This is a genomic window from Microcoleus sp. T2B6, from assembly GCF_036700475.1.
Taxonomy (GTDB): domain Bacteria; phylum Cyanobacteriota; class Cyanobacteriia; order Cyanobacteriales; family Microcoleaceae; genus Microcoleus.
This window is the reverse complement of the sequence record NZ_JAUBOZ010000024.1, coordinates 45,163-61,996: the sequence shown is the minus strand read 5'-3', so window position 1 is coordinate 61,996 and position 16,834 is coordinate 45,163. Positions and strand designations below refer to the sequence as shown.

Genomic DNA, 16,834 nt, shown 5'->3' with positions numbered 1-16,834 from the left:
TTGACACTCGATCGGATCTCGGCTTAATGTGCAGCTTGGCTGAGAATAGTACAAGATGGTGAAATACCTCACACTAACCTTGCGGTGAGCGTGTAGGCTTCGTGTCTCATTTGCCGTTGCGGGCGTTGGGGATATCCATTGCTGAATATTCGTCACTCAAGACGATCCAAGTCTTACACAGCATAAGAAGGCTTTGCAGCCTTTATCCCTTCGTAGGGAACCCACGCAGAAACCCTGTTTCCCAAGGCAAAAAACTATTCCGTATGACAAACTTGGATTGTATTTCAAATTAGGACGTATCCCAATAACCAGCGGTCTGTCTTTTCCCCCTTTCTCTCGCAGTTATCCTTGGTAAGCATACTACTGCTACTGTGACCTGTTGTTTGCAGCCGAGTGGGTGGGTCGCAACCACTTATATCTTACCATCTTTTTGTGAGAAATCAGGAAATTTTTGATTATTTCATAGACCTTGCGAAAGCTTATATCCCAACGCCCAATTGAGTACAATTACAGCGTGGGACTTACGCCAATTGAGTTAAGTACGATTCCCTAGGGGATAGCTTCGCTTCACGCGAATTTACCAACACCTGCCCGAAGCCTATGGCTGACATTAATCGATGCTACGAAATCCTCGAAATTGAGCCGGGAAGTTCCCTAGAAGAAATTAAGCGCGCTTACAGGGATTTAGCGTTTGTGTGGCATCCCGATCGGTTTGCCCACAACGATCGCCTGCAACAAAAAGCTCAACAACGATTAACAGAAATTAATGAAGCTTACCAGGAGTTGGTGTTATTTCTGAGTCAGCCTGAATCAAAGTCGATCGAACAACAGTTTCAGCAGCCACCGCCCCCTGCGCCGGAAAAGCCGCTGAGAAGGCGTTCTGCAAAATCAGCCGCCAAGCCTGGTTCCCAGCGCCGTCAAACCCGCCCAAAAGCCCCCTCCAAAAAATTTCTAACTCAAAAAAACTCTTCAAGCAAGAAACGATTTACCACTCACAATAGCCCAGCGTGGCGGGGCACAAAGCAACCAGGGCGAATCGTTGCGAGGAAAGCAGGGCCATCTCAAAACTATCGAAAGCTTACTTCGAGAAGGAAAACAGAATTTTCAACTCAATACTCAAAACCACGAATCCCGCCGAGGGAAGTGCGGCCATCTCAACACTATTCAAGCTTCCCTTGGTGGCCGCTGGCAATCGCTGTGGCGAGTTACGCTTTGACCGGTTGGATTTTGACGAAATCAGCGGCCCCGCTGTGGATGTGGGCTTTAATCTGCGGTGCAGATTGGCTGTGGGCCGCGATTTTGCTGGCGGAGGGTTCGGCAACGCCTAGAGTGTGGCTGGCGGCGTTAGTTTTGGCTGGGGCGGTAGGGGGGTCGATCGCTGGTTTTCAGGCGGGAGGAATGGTCACTGGGGCTGCTTGGGCAGCAGTTGGGGCTGGTTTGGGGGCGATCGCCAGTTCCGAGGCTGAGTCTCGGGCTGTGGCTGCTGTTTTAGCTGTAGGGGGAGTGGTGACAGTGGTGGGATTGATGGCGGGAACAGGTTCTGGGAATTGGGTTAAGGCGTTGGTGACGGCCGTGTGTTGGGCGCTTGTCGGCTTGATGTGCGGGCTGGCGACGGAACTAGGCGTCAATTCTGGCGGCCCCGTCGGGCTCTCTGGTGCGATCGGGCTGGGGATTGGGGCGTGGGCGGGGGTTTTGGCTGGGGCGGGTTCGGGGGATCTCGTCCAAGCTTTGGCTATCGCCGGGTCTAAGAGTGTTTATGGGGCTTGGGCTGCGATCGGCATTATTGCTGGAGTTGTGGCGCGGATGGTAGCTGCAGAAAGGTTGATCCACAACGGCAGCGCGCTTTATACGTTTATCCTGTTGGTGGCTACTTCCGGTTTTGGGCTGTGGCTGGGAAGTTGGTTGGGCGATCGTATCTTTTGAATTAGTCAGTTGGCAGTTGTCAGTTGTCAGTTGTCAGTTGTCAGTTGTCAGTTGTCAGTTGTCAACAGTTAACGGTCAACAGTCAACAGTCAACAGTCAACTATTCCGGAGGATTGCAACCGGAATTGATGTAAATCCCAGCACTTATCGCTTTTCAGCAGCGCTTCAAACTCAGCCCTTGGCAAAGCTGGGCTGAAAAGATGGCCTTGAATTTCGTCGCATTCGTACTCGCACAAAAAATCAAGTTCTTGCTCATTTTCTACCCCCTCAGCCACCACCGTCATGTTCATGCAGTGTGCCATTTGAATAATCGCTATTGTGATCGCTGCATTTTGGCGATCGTCTGCAATATCGCGAATAAAACTCTTGTCTATTTTGAGCGCATCAAACGGAAAGCGTTTTGGATAACTCAAAGAAGAATATCCCATTCCAAAATCATCAATTGCTATCCTAATACCCTGATCTTTCCACACCGTAAAAGCTTTAGCTGCTGCAATTTCGTCTTGCAAAACAAGACTTTCCGTCAGTTCTAATTCCAAACACTGGGGATCGAGATCGGTTTCTGTTAATATCTCCCTGACTCTTTCCGTGAAATTTTTGCGCTCGAATTGACGGGCTGACACGTTAACTGCCACTCGCAGGGGCGGTAAACCTGCTCTCTGCCATGTTTTAGTTTGCCTGCAAGCAGTCTCTAATACCCATTCACCCAACGGCGCAATCAAGCCCATTTCTTCAGCCATTGGAATAAATTCCCCCGGAGAAACTCGCCCCCGTTCTGGATGATTCCAGCGGACTAAAGCTTCAGCACCAATAATTTTACCTGTTTTAATTTCTATTTGCGGCTGATAGTATATTTCAAACTCTGAGCTTTTTAAAGCATGGCGCAGCGAAGTTTCTTGAAGAAGTGTATTGATGAAATAATTCGCCTTTTTGGGCGTATAAAAATTATAATTATTCCCGCCTTTTTGCTGAGATTGATACATTGCTATATAAGCATTTTTCAGCATTTCATCTCCGTCGATGCCGTCTCCGGGATACAAGCAGATCCCCATACTAGCCGTGACATAGACTTCGCAATCTTTGATAATCATACCTTGGGATACAATATCTAAAATGTTTTGAGCAATCTTAGCCACATCCTGTTTTTCTGCAACTGGTTTAAGAATCAGCGCGAATTCTGCCGCTTCCAAACGAGCAACAATATTAATGTTTTCCATGCAGTTAGTTAGCCGCTGGGCGATGCTGCAAAGCACCGAGTCGCCGATATCGTGTCCCCAGGTACTGTTAATGCGGTTGATTTTATCTAAGCTAAGCGTGACAACTGGAACGACTCCTGACAATTCTTTTTGACCATCTAATACTCGACTTAACTTTTCTCGCAAAAATGAACGATTCGGCAGGTTGGTCAAGCTGTCATACTGATGTCTGTAGAGTGCCAGTTGAATAGTTGTGTGCAAGTTTTTTTCTTCAAAGGGCTTGACAATATAGCCGAACGGTTTGGTACTATTGACTCGTCGCAAAGTAGTTTCATCGGCATAGGCTGTCAGATAAACTACGGGAATTTGAAAGCGCAAGCGAATTTCTTCGGCTGCTGTAATGCCATCGATTTCTCCTTGCAGGTTAACATCCATTAAAACTAAATCCGGGCGGAACTTGGCGGCCGATTCAATCGCTTCTTCTCCAGAATATACCATCCCAGTTATTCTATATCCTAGAGATATCAAACTGTCGGAAATGTCTTCCGCAATGATGCTCTCGTCTTCAACTATCAGAATTTTTTTGTTTGACACTAATTTTTCTCCTCCGAGTGCAATTTGGGTTGACAAAAGGTTATTCTAAAAGTCGTGCCCGCAGTTTCTAACAGTTCTATTTCCCCCCGGATTTGCTTGACTAAAGACCCGACAAGTCGCAAACCCAAGGTTCGGGCTTTGCGATAATCTAAGTCTTGAGGAAAACCAATTCCGCTGTCGCTCACGGTTAGCACGCAAACTCTGTTATTATCTAAAGTGAAATCTATGTTAATTTTACCTTTAACTTGTCCTTTAAAGGCATATTTGAGGGCATTTGTCACCAGCTCGTTGATAATTAACCCGCAGGGAACGGCCGTATCAATATTGAGAGAACACGGCGCAATATTTGTTTGCAACTTGACGCCTTCTGCATGATTTTCATAAGCTTGGAATAAATTGTGGGCGAGATTTTGGATATATTCAGCAAAGTCAATGTTTGACAAGTCTTTGGATTGATACAATTGTTCGTGAACCAGGGCCATTGATCTGACTCGGTTTTGACTTTCTTTTAACATTTCACTAACGTGGCTGTCTTGGATGTAGCGTGACTGAAGTTTGAGCAAACTGGAAATAACTTGGAGGTTGTTTTTGACACGGTGGTGAATTTCTTTGAGGAGAACTTCTTTTTCTGCGAGGGATGCTTTGATGCCATCTTCGTCGCGCTTGCGATCTGTAATATCCCGCACTACTGCTTGAATTACTTTTCGTCCGTTAATTTCCATTGCATTTAACAGCACTTCAGCGGGAAATTCTGAACCGTCGAGTCGTTTTTGTACCCAGTCAAAGCGACAGCTACCTGTTTGCATTGCTGTCGATATTCTCTGTATTGCTAGACTGGATGAGTCTTGTCCGCTAGGCTGAAATTGTGGGGAAAAGTCGCTCAGTTTCTTGCCGTAAAATTCTTTGGTGTTGCTACAGCCAAATATTTTTAAGGTAGCGGGGTTGCAGTCAAAAAACTCCTTTTCGTCAAGCAACATTACTGCGTCGCTGGTGGCTTCATAAAGGCTACGAAATTTGTGTTCGGATTCTTGCAGCGAGCAGATCAATTGGTTTTTGAGAGCTTCTGCACGCTTGCGGTCGGTAATGTCTATTCCTACAGAAACTGCTGCGGTTCCCTGATGATATTTCTGAGCTACTATCAAATAGTTGCGGACGAAACCGTTAATTTCTATTTCTATTTCTTGGCAGGTTTGCTGAGATGAACTGTTAAAAAAAATTCGGATCAGTTCTCCGAAAGTCGAGCCTTTGTCGAGAAAGTTGATTTCTTGACCGACAAAGCTTTCAGGAGACAGGTTGAATGAGGTTGCTAAGTGCTGGTTGACTCCAATATACCGCAAATCGGAACTGATCCAAGAAATCAGTCCGGGTACGGCATCCAAGACGGCGCGAAGTTGGTCTGTAGCTTCTTGGAGTGCTTGTTCCGATCGCTTGCGATCGCTAATATCTGTCGCCGTTCCGCACAACCCTAAAATAGCGCCGTTTTCAGCTTGGTTGACGATGCTGTTGACGCGCAGGTGGACGGGAGTACCGTCTTTGCGAAGGTGTACTGTTTCGTAAGGAGAATTAGCGGTTTGTGGCTGAATTTTGGTTCTCGCTAAAAGTTGGGCAAATATTTCTCTTGGTCTATTTTCTTGATCGGGAACTAAAAAATCGGTGAAACGCCGTCCGATCATTTCTGGCGGTTCGTAACCGTAGATGCGTTTGGCGGCGGAATTGACAAAAGTCAAGAGGCCTTCAATATCGATCGACCAAATCAATTCTTGGGAGGTTTCTACGAGGTTGCGGTACTTTTTTTCGCTTTCGGCAAGTGCTGCATTGAAGACAGCCGTTTGCTGCTGCAGTCTGTCTTCTAATTCTTGATTTGCCGTTTCCAGAGTGGCGATGGACTGCTCGCGCTCGGTAATTTCAGTAGAAACACCGACGGCGCCGACAACTTCGCCGTTTCCATCTCGCAGGGCTGCCGATCGAATTTCGTGAATAAAATGCCTCTCTCGGACGTTCCAAGTGCGATCGTTTCCTGCTAGTACCTCAGCAATATTTTCTAAGATATCTGGCTGGCTGCTGTAAACTTCACAAATCGACAGCCCGACAGTTGCACCTGGTTTGAGTCCCAAATTTTCTAATCCTTTCCCTGCTGCAAGGGTTAACTTGCCGTCTCTGTCTGTGGCCCACAGGAAAATTGGGGCACAACTGACGGCGGCGTGAAGGGTTTCGTTGGCTTGTTTGAGCCGAGCGATTTCTGCGTGAAGCAGATCCTGGGTGGTGTTTAATTCTACCCTTAGTCGATCGGCTTTTTGCTGCCAACTGGCAGCAGTAGCGCACATTTCTGGGAGATTGCGGGAACGACAGATGGATTGGTTGCAGTGTGACATGGTTGCTCTAGGGCGCACTGTATATTTAACCTCAGCCTATCTTTTAAGCATAAACTTTTTAAGTCAAATATTACAATTAGCAGGAATACTCCTCCGACCAAGATGCGATATATTAAAGCTACTTTAAAGGATTCAGAAATTGAGGCTCGCTCAGGCTTTCCGGCGACAGTTCACAAATTGATAATAAGCTGAATAAGGCCGATGCGTCGGTATTTTTACGGTCACTATTTGTAGTAATGCAAAAAGAAGTTCCGCAATCCTCGGCTTGCACAAGAACTGGGATTGTAAATTTATTATATTTGTTTGCGTAGATTCACGCACCGAGGAATCTGGAATCGGGAAAATAGAAATATAGGCAGCGCCTGAATGGTTAGGAGGTACTTAATTTGTGAAAATCATGAAGTCGATTCCCTCTTCTTTCTGCCTTCTGCCTTCTGCCCTATTCCCTATTCCCTATTCCCTATTCCCTATTCCTCTTTCTTCCATCCGCTACATCTTGTACAGTGATCGTTGCCGAACTTCCTTCAATTAACTCCCCAAATTTTGACAGTTTTGTCTAAGCTGCCGCTGATAATAGTTTCACCATCGCTGCTAAAAGTAAGACAAGTAACAGAGTTTTGATGTCCGCTGAGAGTGTGAATATTTTCGCCCGTACTGGCATTCCAAAATTTGATATTACCATCGGCACTAGCAGTGACAACAGTGAGTCCGTCGGCACTAAAGGCGATCGCATTTATCGAGTTAAAATGCCCGGCCAAAGTGATTGAACTATCTGGATTCGATAGCGGCCGCAGTTGAATATTTCTGTCCCAGCCGCCAGTAGCCAAAGTCTGCCCGTCTGGACTGAAAGCCAGACAATTCGCGTAACCCTTAATTGTTTGGAAGCATTCTCTGCTGCGGAGGTTCCACAGTTTAATTGTACCGTCAGAACTGCTGCTAGCGAGAGTTTGTGCGATCGGGCTAAAAGCAAGACTAACAATTCCTGCTTTATGAGCTCCCCAAGTTAAAAGACTGCCAAAAGTACAGATTAACTTTCCCGTCTCTAAATTCCAAATTTTGATAGTAGTATCTGCCGAACCTGTGGCGATAACTTGACTATCGGGACTGATAACAATTGCGCTAATTTCCCCTTCATGTCCGAGGGAAGTATGCCGCAATTCTCCTCCCTGCCAAATTTCGATCGCACGATGTTTCGGAGTATTTCTGCTCCTCACAAAAACTTCGCTTTCTTGGCAAAGGACAAAAGTTTCTTGAGCGCGGGGATACTTGTCAACAGTATAGAGTATTTCTCCTGTATCTACATCGCAAATTCTAATTATTTTCCCGTGCAAACTCGCGGTGCGAGATCCTCCGGGACTAATTGCAACATTTGTCCCAGTTTTGACCGTGCGGATGCAGTCAAAAAGCTTGTAAGGCACGAATTCTTTTAAAGCTTGGCGCACTAGCGGTTCTGTCCTCGATCGCAAAATTAAATAAGCAACTCGCTGCACTTCTGCTGCGGGGTCAAGCAGCGCCTCAATTGCTAAATTTAAACCAGCGCCTCCGTATTTAGGAGCGTCTTTAACAGCGGCAATCCGAGCCTCGATACTAGGACTGTTGAAGCGCTGCTTGACTCCGGCGATGCCTCCCAAAACTGCCGCGGCGATCGGGATTTGACTTTGGCCGCCGAGGACGGCATCATATTCTCTGGGTTGGTTAGGATTGTCGGCCATCATACGATTTTAGATTTTAGATTTTGGATTTTAGATTTGAAGAATTGGAGGATTGAAGAAAGCGAACTCACGCACGGATAAATCGGGGCAATTGTTATCGGATACTATGTTTTTAATTTCTGCACAGATGAATCCGGGGGCTTGTACCCTGGCTGCTTTCTGTGACGCTAAAACCGGGTTTAAGAACACAATTTCTAACTTCTTGACTCTTGCTGTTTATGCTATTATAATCAAATCAGCGTTTTACACAAAAATCCGAAAGTGATATGTCACACTTCACAACTATCAAGGTTCAGATCAAGAACGGCGAACTGCTGCATCAAGTGTTGGAAGAGTTGGGTTATCAAGTAGAGTCCAATGTGCAGGTACGGGGTTATCGGGGTGACAAAACTAATGCCGAGTACGTGATTCGGCAATCTAATGGTTACGATTTGGGTTTTCGCCGCAGCGGAGAGGATTACGAATTGGTAGCGGATTTTTGGGGCGCTCGAATTAATCAGCAGGAATTTGTCAATTTAATTAGTCAAAAATACGCGCGGAAAACTTTGATGGCGGCGGTGCAGTCAGAGGGTTTCCATGTTGAAGAAGAGGAAACTTTGGCAGATGGAACCCTGAGAGTTGTAGTGGGTAGATGGGTTTAAGACTCGCTCTGGATTAACTGGTAAGCTATTTGGCATTTAAATTGAAGATGGAGCGCGGGCAGGATGCCCGCGCCACAAAAGTTTAAGTAAACCCTAGCTTAAAAATTAAATGGGCGACAGCTTATTGAAATATCAAGAGGAGTAATCATGTGGCGATCGTACTAATTATCCTGGCGCTTGTAGTTGGCATTGTTGGCGCGATCGCCCTTGGAGCATACCGCTGGCATCTCGGTACCAAGGAACTGCGAGCCAATCTGGAAGCTGCGCGAAGGCCGATTAAACCTCTCACATTTGATGCGCGGGAAATCGCCGATTTACCCCAGCCCGTGCAGCGCTACTTTCGCGCGGTGATCGAGGATGGACAACCGCTAATTGTAGCAGCGCGGGTTTCCCACGAAGGCACTTTTAACATGAGCGAAACCGCAGAAAAATGGAGCGCCTTCACCTCAACTCAACTCGTAATTACTCAGCGCCCTGGCTTTGACTGGGAGGGGCGAATTGCGATGATGCCCGGTATCAATGCGTTTGTTCATGATGCCTACATTTCTGGCGAAGGCATCCTCCATGCAGCGCTGCTGGGCCTGGTGACTCTGGCGGATATTCGTGGCACTCCAGAAGCGGCACAAGGGGAACTAATGCGCTTTTTCGCGGAGGCGGCTTGGTATCCGACGAAACTCTTGCCGAGTCAGGGTGTTCGCTGGGAGGCGATCGACAATTCTTCGGCCAGAGCAACGCTACAGGATGGCGACACCGCTGTTTCCCTGGATTTCCGCTTTGATGAAGCAGGGCTAATCGCCAGTATCCGCGCCGAGGCCCGGGCCCGTACAGTTAACGGGGGGCTGCTGTTTGCGCCCTGGCAGGGCCGCTTCTGGGACTACGAATTGCGAGACGGTATGCGGATTCCCCTCTGCGGTGAGGTGGCGTGGCAACTGCCTGATGGCTCGCTATTGCCCTACTGGCGTGGCCGCATCACGAATATTGCCTATGAGTTTGCACGATGATTCTATAGCAATCCTAAATGATTCAGATAAATTTGTAGGGGTAGTGCTACCCCTACTCCCCGTGCCTACCCCTTATCTATCGGGCAACCACGGGGAGTAGGGGTCGGATTGCCCCTACAATAATTATGCAAATGATTTAGGATTGCTATAGTTTGTGTTGTCGGTTGCGTCTGAGATTTTCTCCCCTATTTCATGGGAACAATCTGATAATTAGAGTACACAGGTAAACGGCTATTAGCAAAAAAAGTTAATTACCCATGAACATTTCAGAACTCAAGACAGCAGTAAGGGAACTTCCAGAAAATGAACTCGCAGAGTTTCTCGAATGGCTTGATGAGTTTCAAGCAGCTCTCGCCGATCGCCAGTGGATCGAGGGTGTACGAGTTAAGATAGATGCTGCTGTTGCCATGTCCGAACATACTCCACCGATTGATGGCGAAACGTTTATTGCAGGGATTTTGGATCGTTTCCGGCAAGTACGCGAGAGAAAACAAGGCTATACTAATTGAAATGCTTGTATGATAGTTGCATTCAATTCCTGCATTTTCTGACTTCCTAACTCGCCCAATCTTCTCACTATTAATCTCTGTTCAAGACTGACAATCCGAGTCACTCTAACTTTAGAAGATACTTTTAATCCCGTGCTGGGAAATTCTGGATCTGAAGCATTTAAAGCAAATTCATCTAAACTTAGGGTAGTGACATTTTGCGAAGAAATGAAGCAGAGCGTAATTTCATCTATGGTTGAACTTGCCCACAGCACTAAAGCCGGACGTAACTTTTTCTGACTCAAATCTGTAAAGGGAAATTCAGCTAAAACAATATCTCCTTTTTTTAGCTTCACTAAATTGGCTCTCCATCTTCAAGGGTGTAAATATCAGGTTCGTCGTGCAGGAATTGAAATACTCCTCCGCTTTGGGCTAACTGGGTTATTTCCACAGTAGAAGGATAGGGGATGTTATTAAATAGTTTTGCTTTGATTAGCAATTGCTCGTCTTCTGAGAGTGTCTGGATGATTTGTACTAAGGATTCAATGAGTTTTGTGTTCATAGCTGAAAAAATCTGGGGATATTTTATCTTACTTCAACAAGGCAACCTTCGATCGCTTCATAGAGGTTTTGCAGCAATTCCTCAAAAGTTTCTCCCTCAGTTGCACAGCCAGGAATAGCAGGAACTTCTGCCCAGTATCCGCCTTCTTCTGCTTCGTGAATGATAATTTTGATTTTCAATTGATTCTCCTAATTTATTCTCAAAATTTACCTCTTCATTACTGTAGCAGACTTTACTCCTCCAAGTCCACCTGTTTAACCTGCTCTAAAGGTATATCTAGCGCTTCTGCAATTTGCTCGTCGCTCAAGCCAAACTGCCGTAATTTATCAATTGTTTCAATCTTAGTTTGATTTTTGGTTTTCTGCTGCAAGTCGGGAGTTTCCGGCTGACTTTGATCGGGCGTAGGAGTAGAGGAATTAGAACAGTTGTTAATGTAGCTAATATTGCTACTATTTTTAATAGTAGTATTATTACCAAGATTTATATTCTGATTTATCTGTCTTTCTATAACGGATTCAAGATTACTTTTTTTTACTTGTTCGCCAAACACTTCAGATAACATTTGTAAAAGTTCGTGACTAGCCTTTTTAACGTGCTGGGAGCTATAACCATAAGTTTCGGCAACGTCAGCATATTTTTGACGATTCAGTATTCCCGAAATAATTTTTCGCTGCAAGTTATTTAGACGTTTACCTGTGTTGGTATAGACAGCTCGATCGACAAATTGCACTGTCTGAGGAATGTCCATAGGTGGGATGATGAGATGGCTGTAGTAACTATACCCAACTTTTACCAACTTTCCCCAACTTTTTGTAACTTTTTTGCCTCGCGCCCCAATTTTCGGAAGATCCAACTTTTTCCAATTTTCATTCTTCCCGGATTGGCATATCGTATAAAGAATAAAGTTTTAGCAGCAATAATCAAGGACATTAACTTTTAGGTTAGGTTTGCGCTTTAGTGCTAAAAAGGGTGCTGATACATAGTCTAAACCATCAATTATTCTCTAGGTATAATCAATGACAACACTAAACCCATTTAAAAGTAATAAGGGTATTACTTTAGTACGCGATCAAGTTATTACGTTAACTAAAAGAACAATTCGTTTTTCAAATAATGTTTACCAGACTCACAATATAACAGGTTTTAGTGAAGGAGAAGTAGAAATAGGAATGATTCCTTGGTGGATTATTATACTTTCTCTTGGCTATTCATTCGTGATGATTACGCAATATGACAACTGGGCCGGAGGTCAGTATTTATTTTATCCCGGAATTGTAGGTCTAGGTTGGAACTTGATTAAGCCCAAACACTACGGTTTATTAATAACTCTCAATTCTGGTGATAAGACGCTTTTTACTACAACTAAAACGAAAAATCTCAAGGTAATCATTATACAAATATATGATTTCATTGAAGCTGACAAGGAAGCTACTTACCAAATATCCATTAGTAATAGTGAGGTGAGTGGTAATTTTATACAGGGAAATGCTGGGGGAGACACTTCGTATTTTCATGAGGATTGAGCGAATATCGGACTAAAAGTAAACATTAGCAATTGAAGATGCGATCAGCTATGGAACGGAAATCTGTAGATATGAATAACAGTAGCTTTAAGGGCAACTTGGTTCAAGGAAACGTCGGTGGAAATGTAGAGTATAAACCCGTATCGGAGAGTAAATCAGTGTCAGAAACTTCCTATAATAATAATCAGGGTCAGGTTGGAGCTATGGGTGAGAATGCCAGAGCTGACAACACCACTTTTGTCCAACAATCAGAACAGAAACAAACTCTTGCTGCTTCAGCAAAAGAAATTCAAGAACTTCTCAAACAGTTAGAGGTAACTAATCCCACCGCTACTGAGGCTGAAAAGATTGCTCACGTTAATGATGAAACTACTCCAAGTTTCAAGCGTCGTGCGGTTGGTGCATTGCAGGCTGGTGGTGAAGCTGCGATCGAAGAGTTTTTAGACAATCCTTATGTCAATGTCGGGAAGGCGATCGTTAAAGGTTGGATAAAACCAGAATAGATTCTGGTGTGCGAAGAGCGATCGCCCTAACCAGAAAACCCAAGTGCGATCGCCCGCAACTACCAAATCGTTTCAACATTAGGAATATCATACCGCCGCGCGATCGCTACTAAAATGCGATCGCGCCTATCTTTGTCAAGCTCCCCTGGAAGTTGCAATTACTACGCTAAGCTGCTACCGTTAACATAGACGCATCGTAGGAAAACAACTGATGACACTAACAGAATTACTCCCTACCATTAGACAACTGTCTGCGATCGAGAAACGAGAGTTAATCCGCATTCTAATGGCGGAAGAGGATATCAGTGATGAACAGGTGTGGAAGGATCAATTTGAAGCGACAACAGACGCTCAGTGGGATAGTTTAGCTGAGATAGTACGTCAGGAAATCGCTGCTGGCGATATTACCCCTCTAACTGAAATTTTCCCTCAAAGTCATATCGACCTTCTGATACAATTAAGACAGCGAACGTTGAGGTTGCCATGACATTAGTAGTTGTAGCTGAACCTGCACCCCTGCAAACTAATGCTGACGGTGTGGTGCGAGTGGGTAAAACTCGCGTGACTTTGGATACCGTGATTGCAGTGTTTAAGCAGGGAAGTACAGCAGAGGAAATAGTTTATCGTTATCCGTCACTGAGGTTGGCAGATGTGTATGCCACCATCGCCTTTTACCTCAATCATCAGCAGGAAGTCGAAACGTATTTGCAGCAAAGACAGCAACAAGCACAAGAGATTCGCAAAATGAATGAGGCAAGGTTTGATCCGCAGGGATTGCGTGACAGATTGCTGGCCCGCAAGGCAGAGAAATCGGCATGAAATTCCTAGCTGATGAAAACTTTGACAATACAATTGTTAGAGGTTTGATGCGTCGCCAATCAGACATTGACATTGTTCGCGTCCAAGACGTTGGCTTATCCGGTGAAGATGACCCAACAGTGCTGGAATGGGCCGCCCAAGAAGAGAAGATCGGATTTTGCTGACTCATGATGTGGCTACGATTACGCGCTATGCCTATGAACGTATGGCCGCAGGTAAGCCAATGTCAGGAGTTGTTGAAGTTACCTTCGATGCACCAATTGGTAGGGTAATTGAGGATATTCTGATCCTTCTGGAGTGCAGTCTTGAGGGAGAATTGGCAGGACAAATTCAGTATCTCCCTTTATGATGAGTTGCAACCGTTTAATTTAGCTTTGCCGCACTAAAAGCCCGATCGCCCTCATCAACAGCCTAAGATCGATCTTATTCCATCACATCATCTGTTGCAGGTTCACCAGGATAAAAAGCATCGCTAAAAATTTCTTCTAACGTATACTGACAATTCTCGGGAAAAGTTTTTCGCGGCAGATTTGTTTCTCCAGAAGCTAATGCCATTCCTTTGATGTAAGCTGTCTGGAGGGCTTCTTGTAGGTAAGGTTTGAGACTTGGATTCTCTTTGAGTAACTCTAAGATATCGATACGCTGGATGCAAATTTTATTCACCCAACTGCGACTTCTTTTTGATACTTGATATTCCCATTTAAGCAAATGTCCAATCAAAATACTCAATCGATTTCTTAATTCGGCGCGTTGTTGTTTTCCCAATGACTCAATCTCCTCGATTAAATTAGGTAGGTCAATTTGACTCCATTCTCGATGTTTGAGGAGTTTTGCTTGTTCCTGAGTCCAAGCATAAAAATCAGTTTCATAAAGACTTTGTATTAAGTTTTCCGGTATTTTTCCAGTTTGTGGTGTTTGCATAAAAACATCAAAATTTAGTGTTATTTCGTTGTACAACTTTGAAAAAAACATCGCCGGAGCCTTGGCAAGGGCTAAGCCACCCCAAATCCCGTATATTCGCGCACATAGGGCGCTTGAAATCCCAAAATAATATCATCCTTTGCCACACCCATTGCCGCCAACTCGTGCGCGACTCGCATCTCCGTTGTATTCTGCTGCAACCAAATCTTGCCATCCTTAATATCCAAATGGATCACACATCCATACACCCGCCGATGCCCATCCCAACCAACATTCGTCACCTGATAATGATCCCGCTGCGTATCAAAAATTATTTGCGACTCGATCGCACCGTTGGAGACCGGAATTGCCGCATATTCGGTCAATAATGCTTGAATCGACTGACGGTAATGCTCTAGTTTATCCATTGCACAATCACCTCATTTATTGGATCGTAAACAATGCGGTTAACTTGATGCCGCTCTACTGAAATTTGCAAAAACTCCCGCTGAAAAAAAGCTTCGTGCACCGCAACAGGAACTGCTAAATAAAGCTTGCGATCGGGTTCCTTAAGTTCTAATGCAAGCCGATAATTCAGAAACTGTCCTAATGCCGCATGATAATCTGTAATCGGGGAGTCACCCAAAAATGTTTTAATTTCTACGGCGATTTTCTCTCCTTCCCGTTGTGCTGCCAGTAAGCGCTCTGCACCCAAATCAATTTCAAACTTTGCTCCACCTGTTTCCACCTTCAGCGGATCGTCGGTAATCACCCAATTCTCTTTCTGAAGGGCAATCTTAACAGATTCATGAAACAGGTCTCGTGCTGCCATTTTTCCCTTTTTTACACTTCAACTTTATTGTACTTCCCATCGCGTCTATCTGGAAAAGTGCGGGCGAGCGAAGCTATCGGGAAGGGAATCGCCCGTCAAGTTCGATCGACCTTCTGAACAATAAGTCTATTCTGTGTTTGTAGATCGATCGACCTCACCCTCACCCTCATCCTCCAAAACTTCACCCAAATAGCGCTGCACAAACTCCCGCGCTGCATCTATATCTAGCAACTTTAACGCCACAACCATCTTCACAAGCGTGTCTCCCGTTGGATCGATGAGCTCATTAAACCAACGATAGACAACGGAACGTCGCACGCCCATTGCGATCGCCAATTTGTTTTGGCTAATGCCATAGGTATTCAGCACATCTCTCAAAACTCGACCAGCTTTCCCCATGCACCCCATGATGCCAAGGGATGCCCCAACCGTAAATGACTACATATATGTATTCATTGCGGTATGATATTGGTAACTACACATATGTAGTCATAGGTTGATTTTGAAGATGAGGACTTCCCAATGGCTAAAGACTTTCCAATCGAACCGCCCAAGGACACCCAACAAGAGGCAGAACCCACGGACGATCGAGAAAACCGGGAACCCGTGCGTATCATGGTTGTTGGCTCCCGCCAAGGCATAACCGCCGTAGTAAATTGGCTGGTGCGACTAGGTTTTGCCCAAATGGCAGACTGGAGCGACTTGCAGCGTGCACCGAATACCGGCCAGTGGATGCGCGTGCTCACCAAATGGTTGCAGAAGAATTGACGCAACTGACGAGGAGGGCGATCGCATTTCATAAACCTGATGTTTCGGAATCGTGCGATCGCCCGTCAAGTTCGTAGGCCGGGGCCGGGGCGTAGCCATCGCCCTATTGATACAATCGAGATAGCGATCGCCATTCCCGATTCCCACCATGACATTCATCAACCCCAAAACAGATTACGCCTTCAAAAAAATCTTCGGTTCCTCAGATAGCAAAGACATTCTCATCAGTTTCCTCAACGCCATAATTTACGAAGGCAATCCGACTATTGAAGACTTGGAAATTATCGATCCCAACCTCCCGCCCCGAGTTGAAGGCTTAAAAGACTCTTCTTTAGATGTCAAAGCCAAACTTGCCGACGGAACTCTAGTCATCATTGAAATGCAGGTATTAAACGTCGAGTCTTTCGGACAAAGAATCTTGTACAACGCAGCGAAAACCTACGCATTTCAATTGCAGAAAGGAGAAGGATATCGAATGCTCAAACCAGTAATTGCCTTGACGATTACTGATTTCGAGATGTTTAAAAATAGCGGCAAATTAATTTCGAGCTTTGTCTACAAAGAAGAAAAGTCTAACTTACAATATCCCGATAATGACATCAAGTTGGTATTTGTAGAATTGCCGAAATTCACCAAATCAGTAGACCAACTAGAAACTCTGGCAGATAAATGGCTCTATTTCATGAAATACGCAATAACGATAACGGAAGTACCGCCAGTAATGGATAGCGTCCCCGAAATTCATCAAGCTTTTGGCATCGCCGATCAAGCGAATTTAAGCCCGGATGAACTGGCAAATATCGAACGGCAAGAAATGTTTATTTACGACCAGCAAGGCACGATCATTAAAGCTGTTAAAGATGCCGATCGAGACGCTAGACAAGAAGAAAAACAGGCGATCGCACGGCAGTTACTCGATCGCCTAGATGACGCAACAATCGCTCAAATAACCGGACTTAGCGTTCAGGATGTGCAGAATTTGCGCTCGGAATGAGATTTA

General features: G+C 45.1%; 23 protein-coding genes. 12 read left to right on the top strand and 11 right to left on the bottom strand.

From position 1 onward, the window contains the following. Nucleotides 1-600: 600 nt before the first annotated feature. On the top strand, nucleotides 601-1,923 hold the full coding sequence (locus QUA00_RS13520; RefSeq protein WP_333142600.1) for a J domain-containing protein: 1,323 nt from the start codon (nucleotides 601-603) through the stop codon (nucleotides 1,921-1,923). Between the two features lie 89 nt (nucleotides 1,924-2,012). Here QUA00_RS13520 and QUA00_RS13515 read toward each other — a convergent pair whose 3' ends face one another. The 3 genes from QUA00_RS13515 to QUA00_RS13505 all read right to left on the bottom strand — a co-directional run bounded on the left by QUA00_RS13515 (nucleotide 2,013) and on the right by QUA00_RS13505 (nucleotide 7,800). Beyond that, the gene (locus QUA00_RS13515; protein WP_333142599.1) at nucleotides 2,013-3,713 is read right to left on the bottom strand and encodes an EAL domain-containing protein; all 1,701 of its coding nucleotides are present in this window, start codon (nucleotides 3,711-3,713) and stop codon (nucleotides 2,013-2,015) included. Further along, nucleotides 3,713-6,085 (bottom strand): PAS domain S-box protein, encoded by a 2,373-nt coding sequence (locus QUA00_RS13510; protein WP_333409939.1) that lies wholly within the window; start codon nucleotides 6,083-6,085, stop codon nucleotides 3,713-3,715. The genes QUA00_RS13515 and QUA00_RS13510 overlap by 1 nt, the downstream gene beginning before the upstream one ends. 524 nt (nucleotides 6,086-6,609) lie before the next feature. Next, the gene (locus tag QUA00_RS13505; protein ID WP_333409938.1) at nucleotides 6,610-7,800 is read right to left on the bottom strand and encodes a WD40 repeat domain-containing protein; all 1,191 of its coding nucleotides are present in this window, start codon (nucleotides 7,798-7,800) and stop codon (nucleotides 6,610-6,612) included. 263 nt (nucleotides 7,801-8,063) lie between these two features. On the opposite strand from QUA00_RS13505, the gene QUA00_RS13500 reads away from it, so the two are divergent. The 3 genes from QUA00_RS13500 (at nucleotide 8,064) to QUA00_RS13490 (ending at nucleotide 9,948) form a co-directional block, all read left to right on the top strand. Next, nucleotides 8,064-8,438: a DUF1257 domain-containing protein gene (locus tag QUA00_RS13500; protein WP_333409937.1), complete on the top strand. Its 375-nt coding sequence runs from the start codon at nucleotides 8,064-8,066 to the stop codon at nucleotides 8,436-8,438. Nucleotides 8,439-8,587: 149 nt separating this feature from the next. Further along, a complete protein-coding gene (locus tag QUA00_RS13495; protein WP_333409936.1) occupies nucleotides 8,588-9,439 on the top strand; it encodes a DUF6920 family protein in 852 nt (283 codons plus the stop codon). A 257-nt stretch (nucleotides 9,440-9,696) separates the two neighbouring features. Continuing rightward, nucleotides 9,697-9,948 (top strand): hypothetical protein, encoded by a 252-nt coding sequence (locus QUA00_RS13490; protein WP_333409935.1) that lies wholly within the window; start codon nucleotides 9,697-9,699, stop codon nucleotides 9,946-9,948. On the opposite strand, the gene QUA00_RS13485 is transcribed toward QUA00_RS13490, so the two are convergent. From QUA00_RS13485 to QUA00_RS13470, 4 genes are read right to left on the bottom strand one after another with little or no spacing between them, the layout of a single operon-like run. Next, on the bottom strand, nucleotides 9,936-10,283 hold the full coding sequence (locus QUA00_RS13485) for a type II toxin-antitoxin system PemK/MazF family toxin (RefSeq protein WP_333409934.1): 348 nt from the start codon (nucleotides 10,281-10,283) through the stop codon (nucleotides 9,936-9,938). The two genes, QUA00_RS13490 and QUA00_RS13485, sit on opposite strands and share 13 nt — an antisense overlap. Continuing rightward, complete coding sequence (locus QUA00_RS13480; protein WP_333106969.1) at nucleotides 10,283-10,489, bottom strand: hypothetical protein; 207 nt, start codon at nucleotides 10,487-10,489, stop codon at nucleotides 10,283-10,285. The genes QUA00_RS13485 and QUA00_RS13480 overlap by 1 nt, the downstream gene beginning before the upstream one ends. Before the next feature lie 23 nt (nucleotides 10,490-10,512). Next, the gene (locus tag QUA00_RS13475; RefSeq protein WP_333142591.1) at nucleotides 10,513-10,668 is read right to left on the bottom strand and encodes a type II toxin-antitoxin system HicB family antitoxin; all 156 of its coding nucleotides are present in this window, start codon (nucleotides 10,666-10,668) and stop codon (nucleotides 10,513-10,515) included. Between the two features lie 53 nt (nucleotides 10,669-10,721). After that, the gene (locus QUA00_RS13470; protein WP_333409933.1) at nucleotides 10,722-11,237 is read right to left on the bottom strand and encodes a hypothetical protein; all 516 of its coding nucleotides are present in this window, start codon (nucleotides 11,235-11,237) and stop codon (nucleotides 10,722-10,724) included. 268 nt (nucleotides 11,238-11,505) lie between these two features. Between QUA00_RS13470 and QUA00_RS13465 the strand changes: the two genes are divergently transcribed. From QUA00_RS13465 to QUA00_RS13440, 6 genes are all read left to right on the top strand, one after another. Then, nucleotides 11,506-12,012, top strand: a complete 507-nt coding sequence (locus QUA00_RS13465) for a hypothetical protein (protein WP_333409932.1) — start codon at nucleotides 11,506-11,508, stop codon at nucleotides 12,010-12,012. Nucleotides 12,013-12,050: 38 nt separating this feature from the next. Then, nucleotides 12,051-12,515, top strand: a complete 465-nt coding sequence (locus QUA00_RS13460) for a hypothetical protein (RefSeq protein WP_333409931.1) — start codon at nucleotides 12,051-12,053, stop codon at nucleotides 12,513-12,515. Between the two features lie 211 nt (nucleotides 12,516-12,726). After that, entirely contained in the window at nucleotides 12,727-13,002 is a 276-nt protein-coding gene (locus QUA00_RS13455) for a hypothetical protein (protein ID WP_333409930.1), read from the top strand. After that, nucleotides 12,999-13,334 carry a DUF433 domain-containing protein gene (locus QUA00_RS13450; protein WP_333409929.1) on the top strand — a complete coding sequence of 112 codons (336 nt, stop codon included), beginning with the start codon at nucleotides 12,999-13,001 and terminating at the stop codon, nucleotides 13,332-13,334. The genes QUA00_RS13455 and QUA00_RS13450 overlap by 4 nt, the downstream gene beginning before the upstream one ends. Next, complete coding sequence (locus QUA00_RS13445; protein ID WP_333409928.1) at nucleotides 13,331-13,498, top strand: DUF5615 family PIN-like protein; 168 nt, start codon at nucleotides 13,331-13,333, stop codon at nucleotides 13,496-13,498. Before QUA00_RS13450 ends, QUA00_RS13445 begins: the two co-directional genes overlap by 4 nt. After that, the gene (locus QUA00_RS13440) at nucleotides 13,462-13,683 is read left to right on the top strand and encodes a hypothetical protein (protein ID WP_333409927.1); all 222 of its coding nucleotides are present in this window, start codon (nucleotides 13,462-13,464) and stop codon (nucleotides 13,681-13,683) included. Before QUA00_RS13445 ends, QUA00_RS13440 begins: the two co-directional genes overlap by 37 nt. A 74-nt stretch (nucleotides 13,684-13,757) precedes the next feature. Here the strand turns inward: QUA00_RS13440 and QUA00_RS13435 are convergent, their stop codons facing one another. The 4 genes from QUA00_RS13435 to QUA00_RS13420 form a co-directional block, all read right to left on the bottom strand. Continuing rightward, a complete protein-coding gene (locus QUA00_RS13435) occupies nucleotides 13,758-14,255 on the bottom strand; it encodes a DUF29 domain-containing protein (protein WP_333409926.1) in 498 nt (165 codons plus the stop codon). A gap of 71 nt (nucleotides 14,256-14,326) precedes the next feature. After that, nucleotides 14,327-14,662, bottom strand: a complete 336-nt coding sequence (locus QUA00_RS13430; RefSeq protein WP_333409925.1) for a XisI protein — start codon at nucleotides 14,660-14,662, stop codon at nucleotides 14,327-14,329. Then, nucleotides 14,650-15,066: a XisH family protein gene (locus tag QUA00_RS13425; protein ID WP_333409924.1), complete on the bottom strand. Its 417-nt coding sequence runs from the start codon at nucleotides 15,064-15,066 to the stop codon at nucleotides 14,650-14,652. The genes QUA00_RS13430 and QUA00_RS13425 overlap by 13 nt, the downstream gene beginning before the upstream one ends. Before the next feature lie 126 nt (nucleotides 15,067-15,192). Next, nucleotides 15,193-15,465 (bottom strand): helix-turn-helix transcriptional regulator, encoded by a 273-nt coding sequence (locus QUA00_RS13420; RefSeq protein ID WP_333032399.1) that lies wholly within the window; start codon nucleotides 15,463-15,465, stop codon nucleotides 15,193-15,195. 123 nt (nucleotides 15,466-15,588) lie between these two features. Between QUA00_RS13420 and QUA00_RS13415 the strand changes: the two genes are divergently transcribed. Continuing rightward, nucleotides 15,589-15,834: a hypothetical protein gene (locus QUA00_RS13415; protein ID WP_333142582.1), complete on the top strand. Its 246-nt coding sequence runs from the start codon at nucleotides 15,589-15,591 to the stop codon at nucleotides 15,832-15,834. 148 nt (nucleotides 15,835-15,982) lie between these two features. After that, a complete protein-coding gene (locus tag QUA00_RS13410) occupies nucleotides 15,983-16,828 on the top strand; it encodes an Rpn family recombination-promoting nuclease/putative transposase (RefSeq protein WP_333409923.1) in 846 nt (281 codons plus the stop codon). Nucleotides 16,829-16,834: the final 6 nt, after the last annotated feature.

Bases quoted from the DNA above. Each gene is read 5' to 3' on its own strand.
- QUA00_RS13520 (WP_333142600.1), top strand. From the start codon at position 601: ATGGCTGACATTAATCGATGCTACGAAATCCTCGAAATTGAGCCGGGA.
- QUA00_RS13510 (WP_333409939.1), bottom strand. From the start codon at position 6,085: ATGTCACACTGCAACCAATCCATCTGTCGTTCCCGCAATCTCCCAGAA.
- QUA00_RS13505 (WP_333409938.1), bottom strand. From the start codon at position 7,800: ATGATGGCCGACAATCCTAACCAACCCAGAGAATATGATGCCGTCCTC.
- QUA00_RS13500 (WP_333409937.1), top strand. From the start codon at position 8,064: ATGTCACACTTCACAACTATCAAGGTTCAGATCAAGAACGGCGAACTG.
- QUA00_RS13490 (WP_333409935.1), top strand. From the start codon at position 9,697: ATGAACATTTCAGAACTCAAGACAGCAGTAAGGGAACTTCCAGAAAAT.
- QUA00_RS13480 (WP_333106969.1), bottom strand. From the start codon at position 10,489: ATGAACACAAAACTCATTGAATCCTTAGTACAAATCATCCAGACACTC.
- QUA00_RS13470 (WP_333409933.1), bottom strand. From the start codon at position 11,237: ATGGACATTCCTCAGACAGTGCAATTTGTCGATCGAGCTGTCTATACC.
- QUA00_RS13465 (WP_333409932.1), top strand. From the start codon at position 11,506: ATGACAACACTAAACCCATTTAAAAGTAATAAGGGTATTACTTTAGTA.
- QUA00_RS13460 (WP_333409931.1), top strand. From the start codon at position 12,051: ATGCGATCAGCTATGGAACGGAAATCTGTAGATATGAATAACAGTAGC.
- QUA00_RS13455 (WP_333409930.1), top strand. From the start codon at position 12,727: ATGACACTAACAGAATTACTCCCTACCATTAGACAACTGTCTGCGATC.
- QUA00_RS13450 (WP_333409929.1), top strand. From the start codon at position 12,999: ATGACATTAGTAGTTGTAGCTGAACCTGCACCCCTGCAAACTAATGCT.
- QUA00_RS13445 (WP_333409928.1), top strand. From the start codon at position 13,331: ATGAAATTCCTAGCTGATGAAAACTTTGACAATACAATTGTTAGAGGT.
- QUA00_RS13440 (WP_333409927.1), top strand. From the start codon at position 13,462: ATGGGCCGCCCAAGAAGAGAAGATCGGATTTTGCTGACTCATGATGTG.
- QUA00_RS13435 (WP_333409926.1), bottom strand. From the start codon at position 14,255: ATGCAAACACCACAAACTGGAAAAATACCGGAAAACTTAATACAAAGT.
- QUA00_RS13430 (WP_333409925.1), bottom strand. From the start codon at position 14,662: ATGGATAAACTAGAGCATTACCGTCAGTCGATTCAAGCATTATTGACC.
- QUA00_RS13425 (WP_333409924.1), bottom strand. From the start codon at position 15,066: ATGGCAGCACGAGACCTGTTTCATGAATCTGTTAAGATTGCCCTTCAG.
- QUA00_RS13420 (WP_333032399.1), bottom strand. From the start codon at position 15,465: ATGGGGAAAGCTGGTCGAGTTTTGAGAGATGTGCTGAATACCTATGGC.
- QUA00_RS13415 (WP_333142582.1), top strand. From the start codon at position 15,589: ATGGCTAAAGACTTTCCAATCGAACCGCCCAAGGACACCCAACAAGAG.
- QUA00_RS13410 (WP_333409923.1), top strand. From the start codon at position 15,983: ATGACATTCATCAACCCCAAAACAGATTACGCCTTCAAAAAAATCTTC.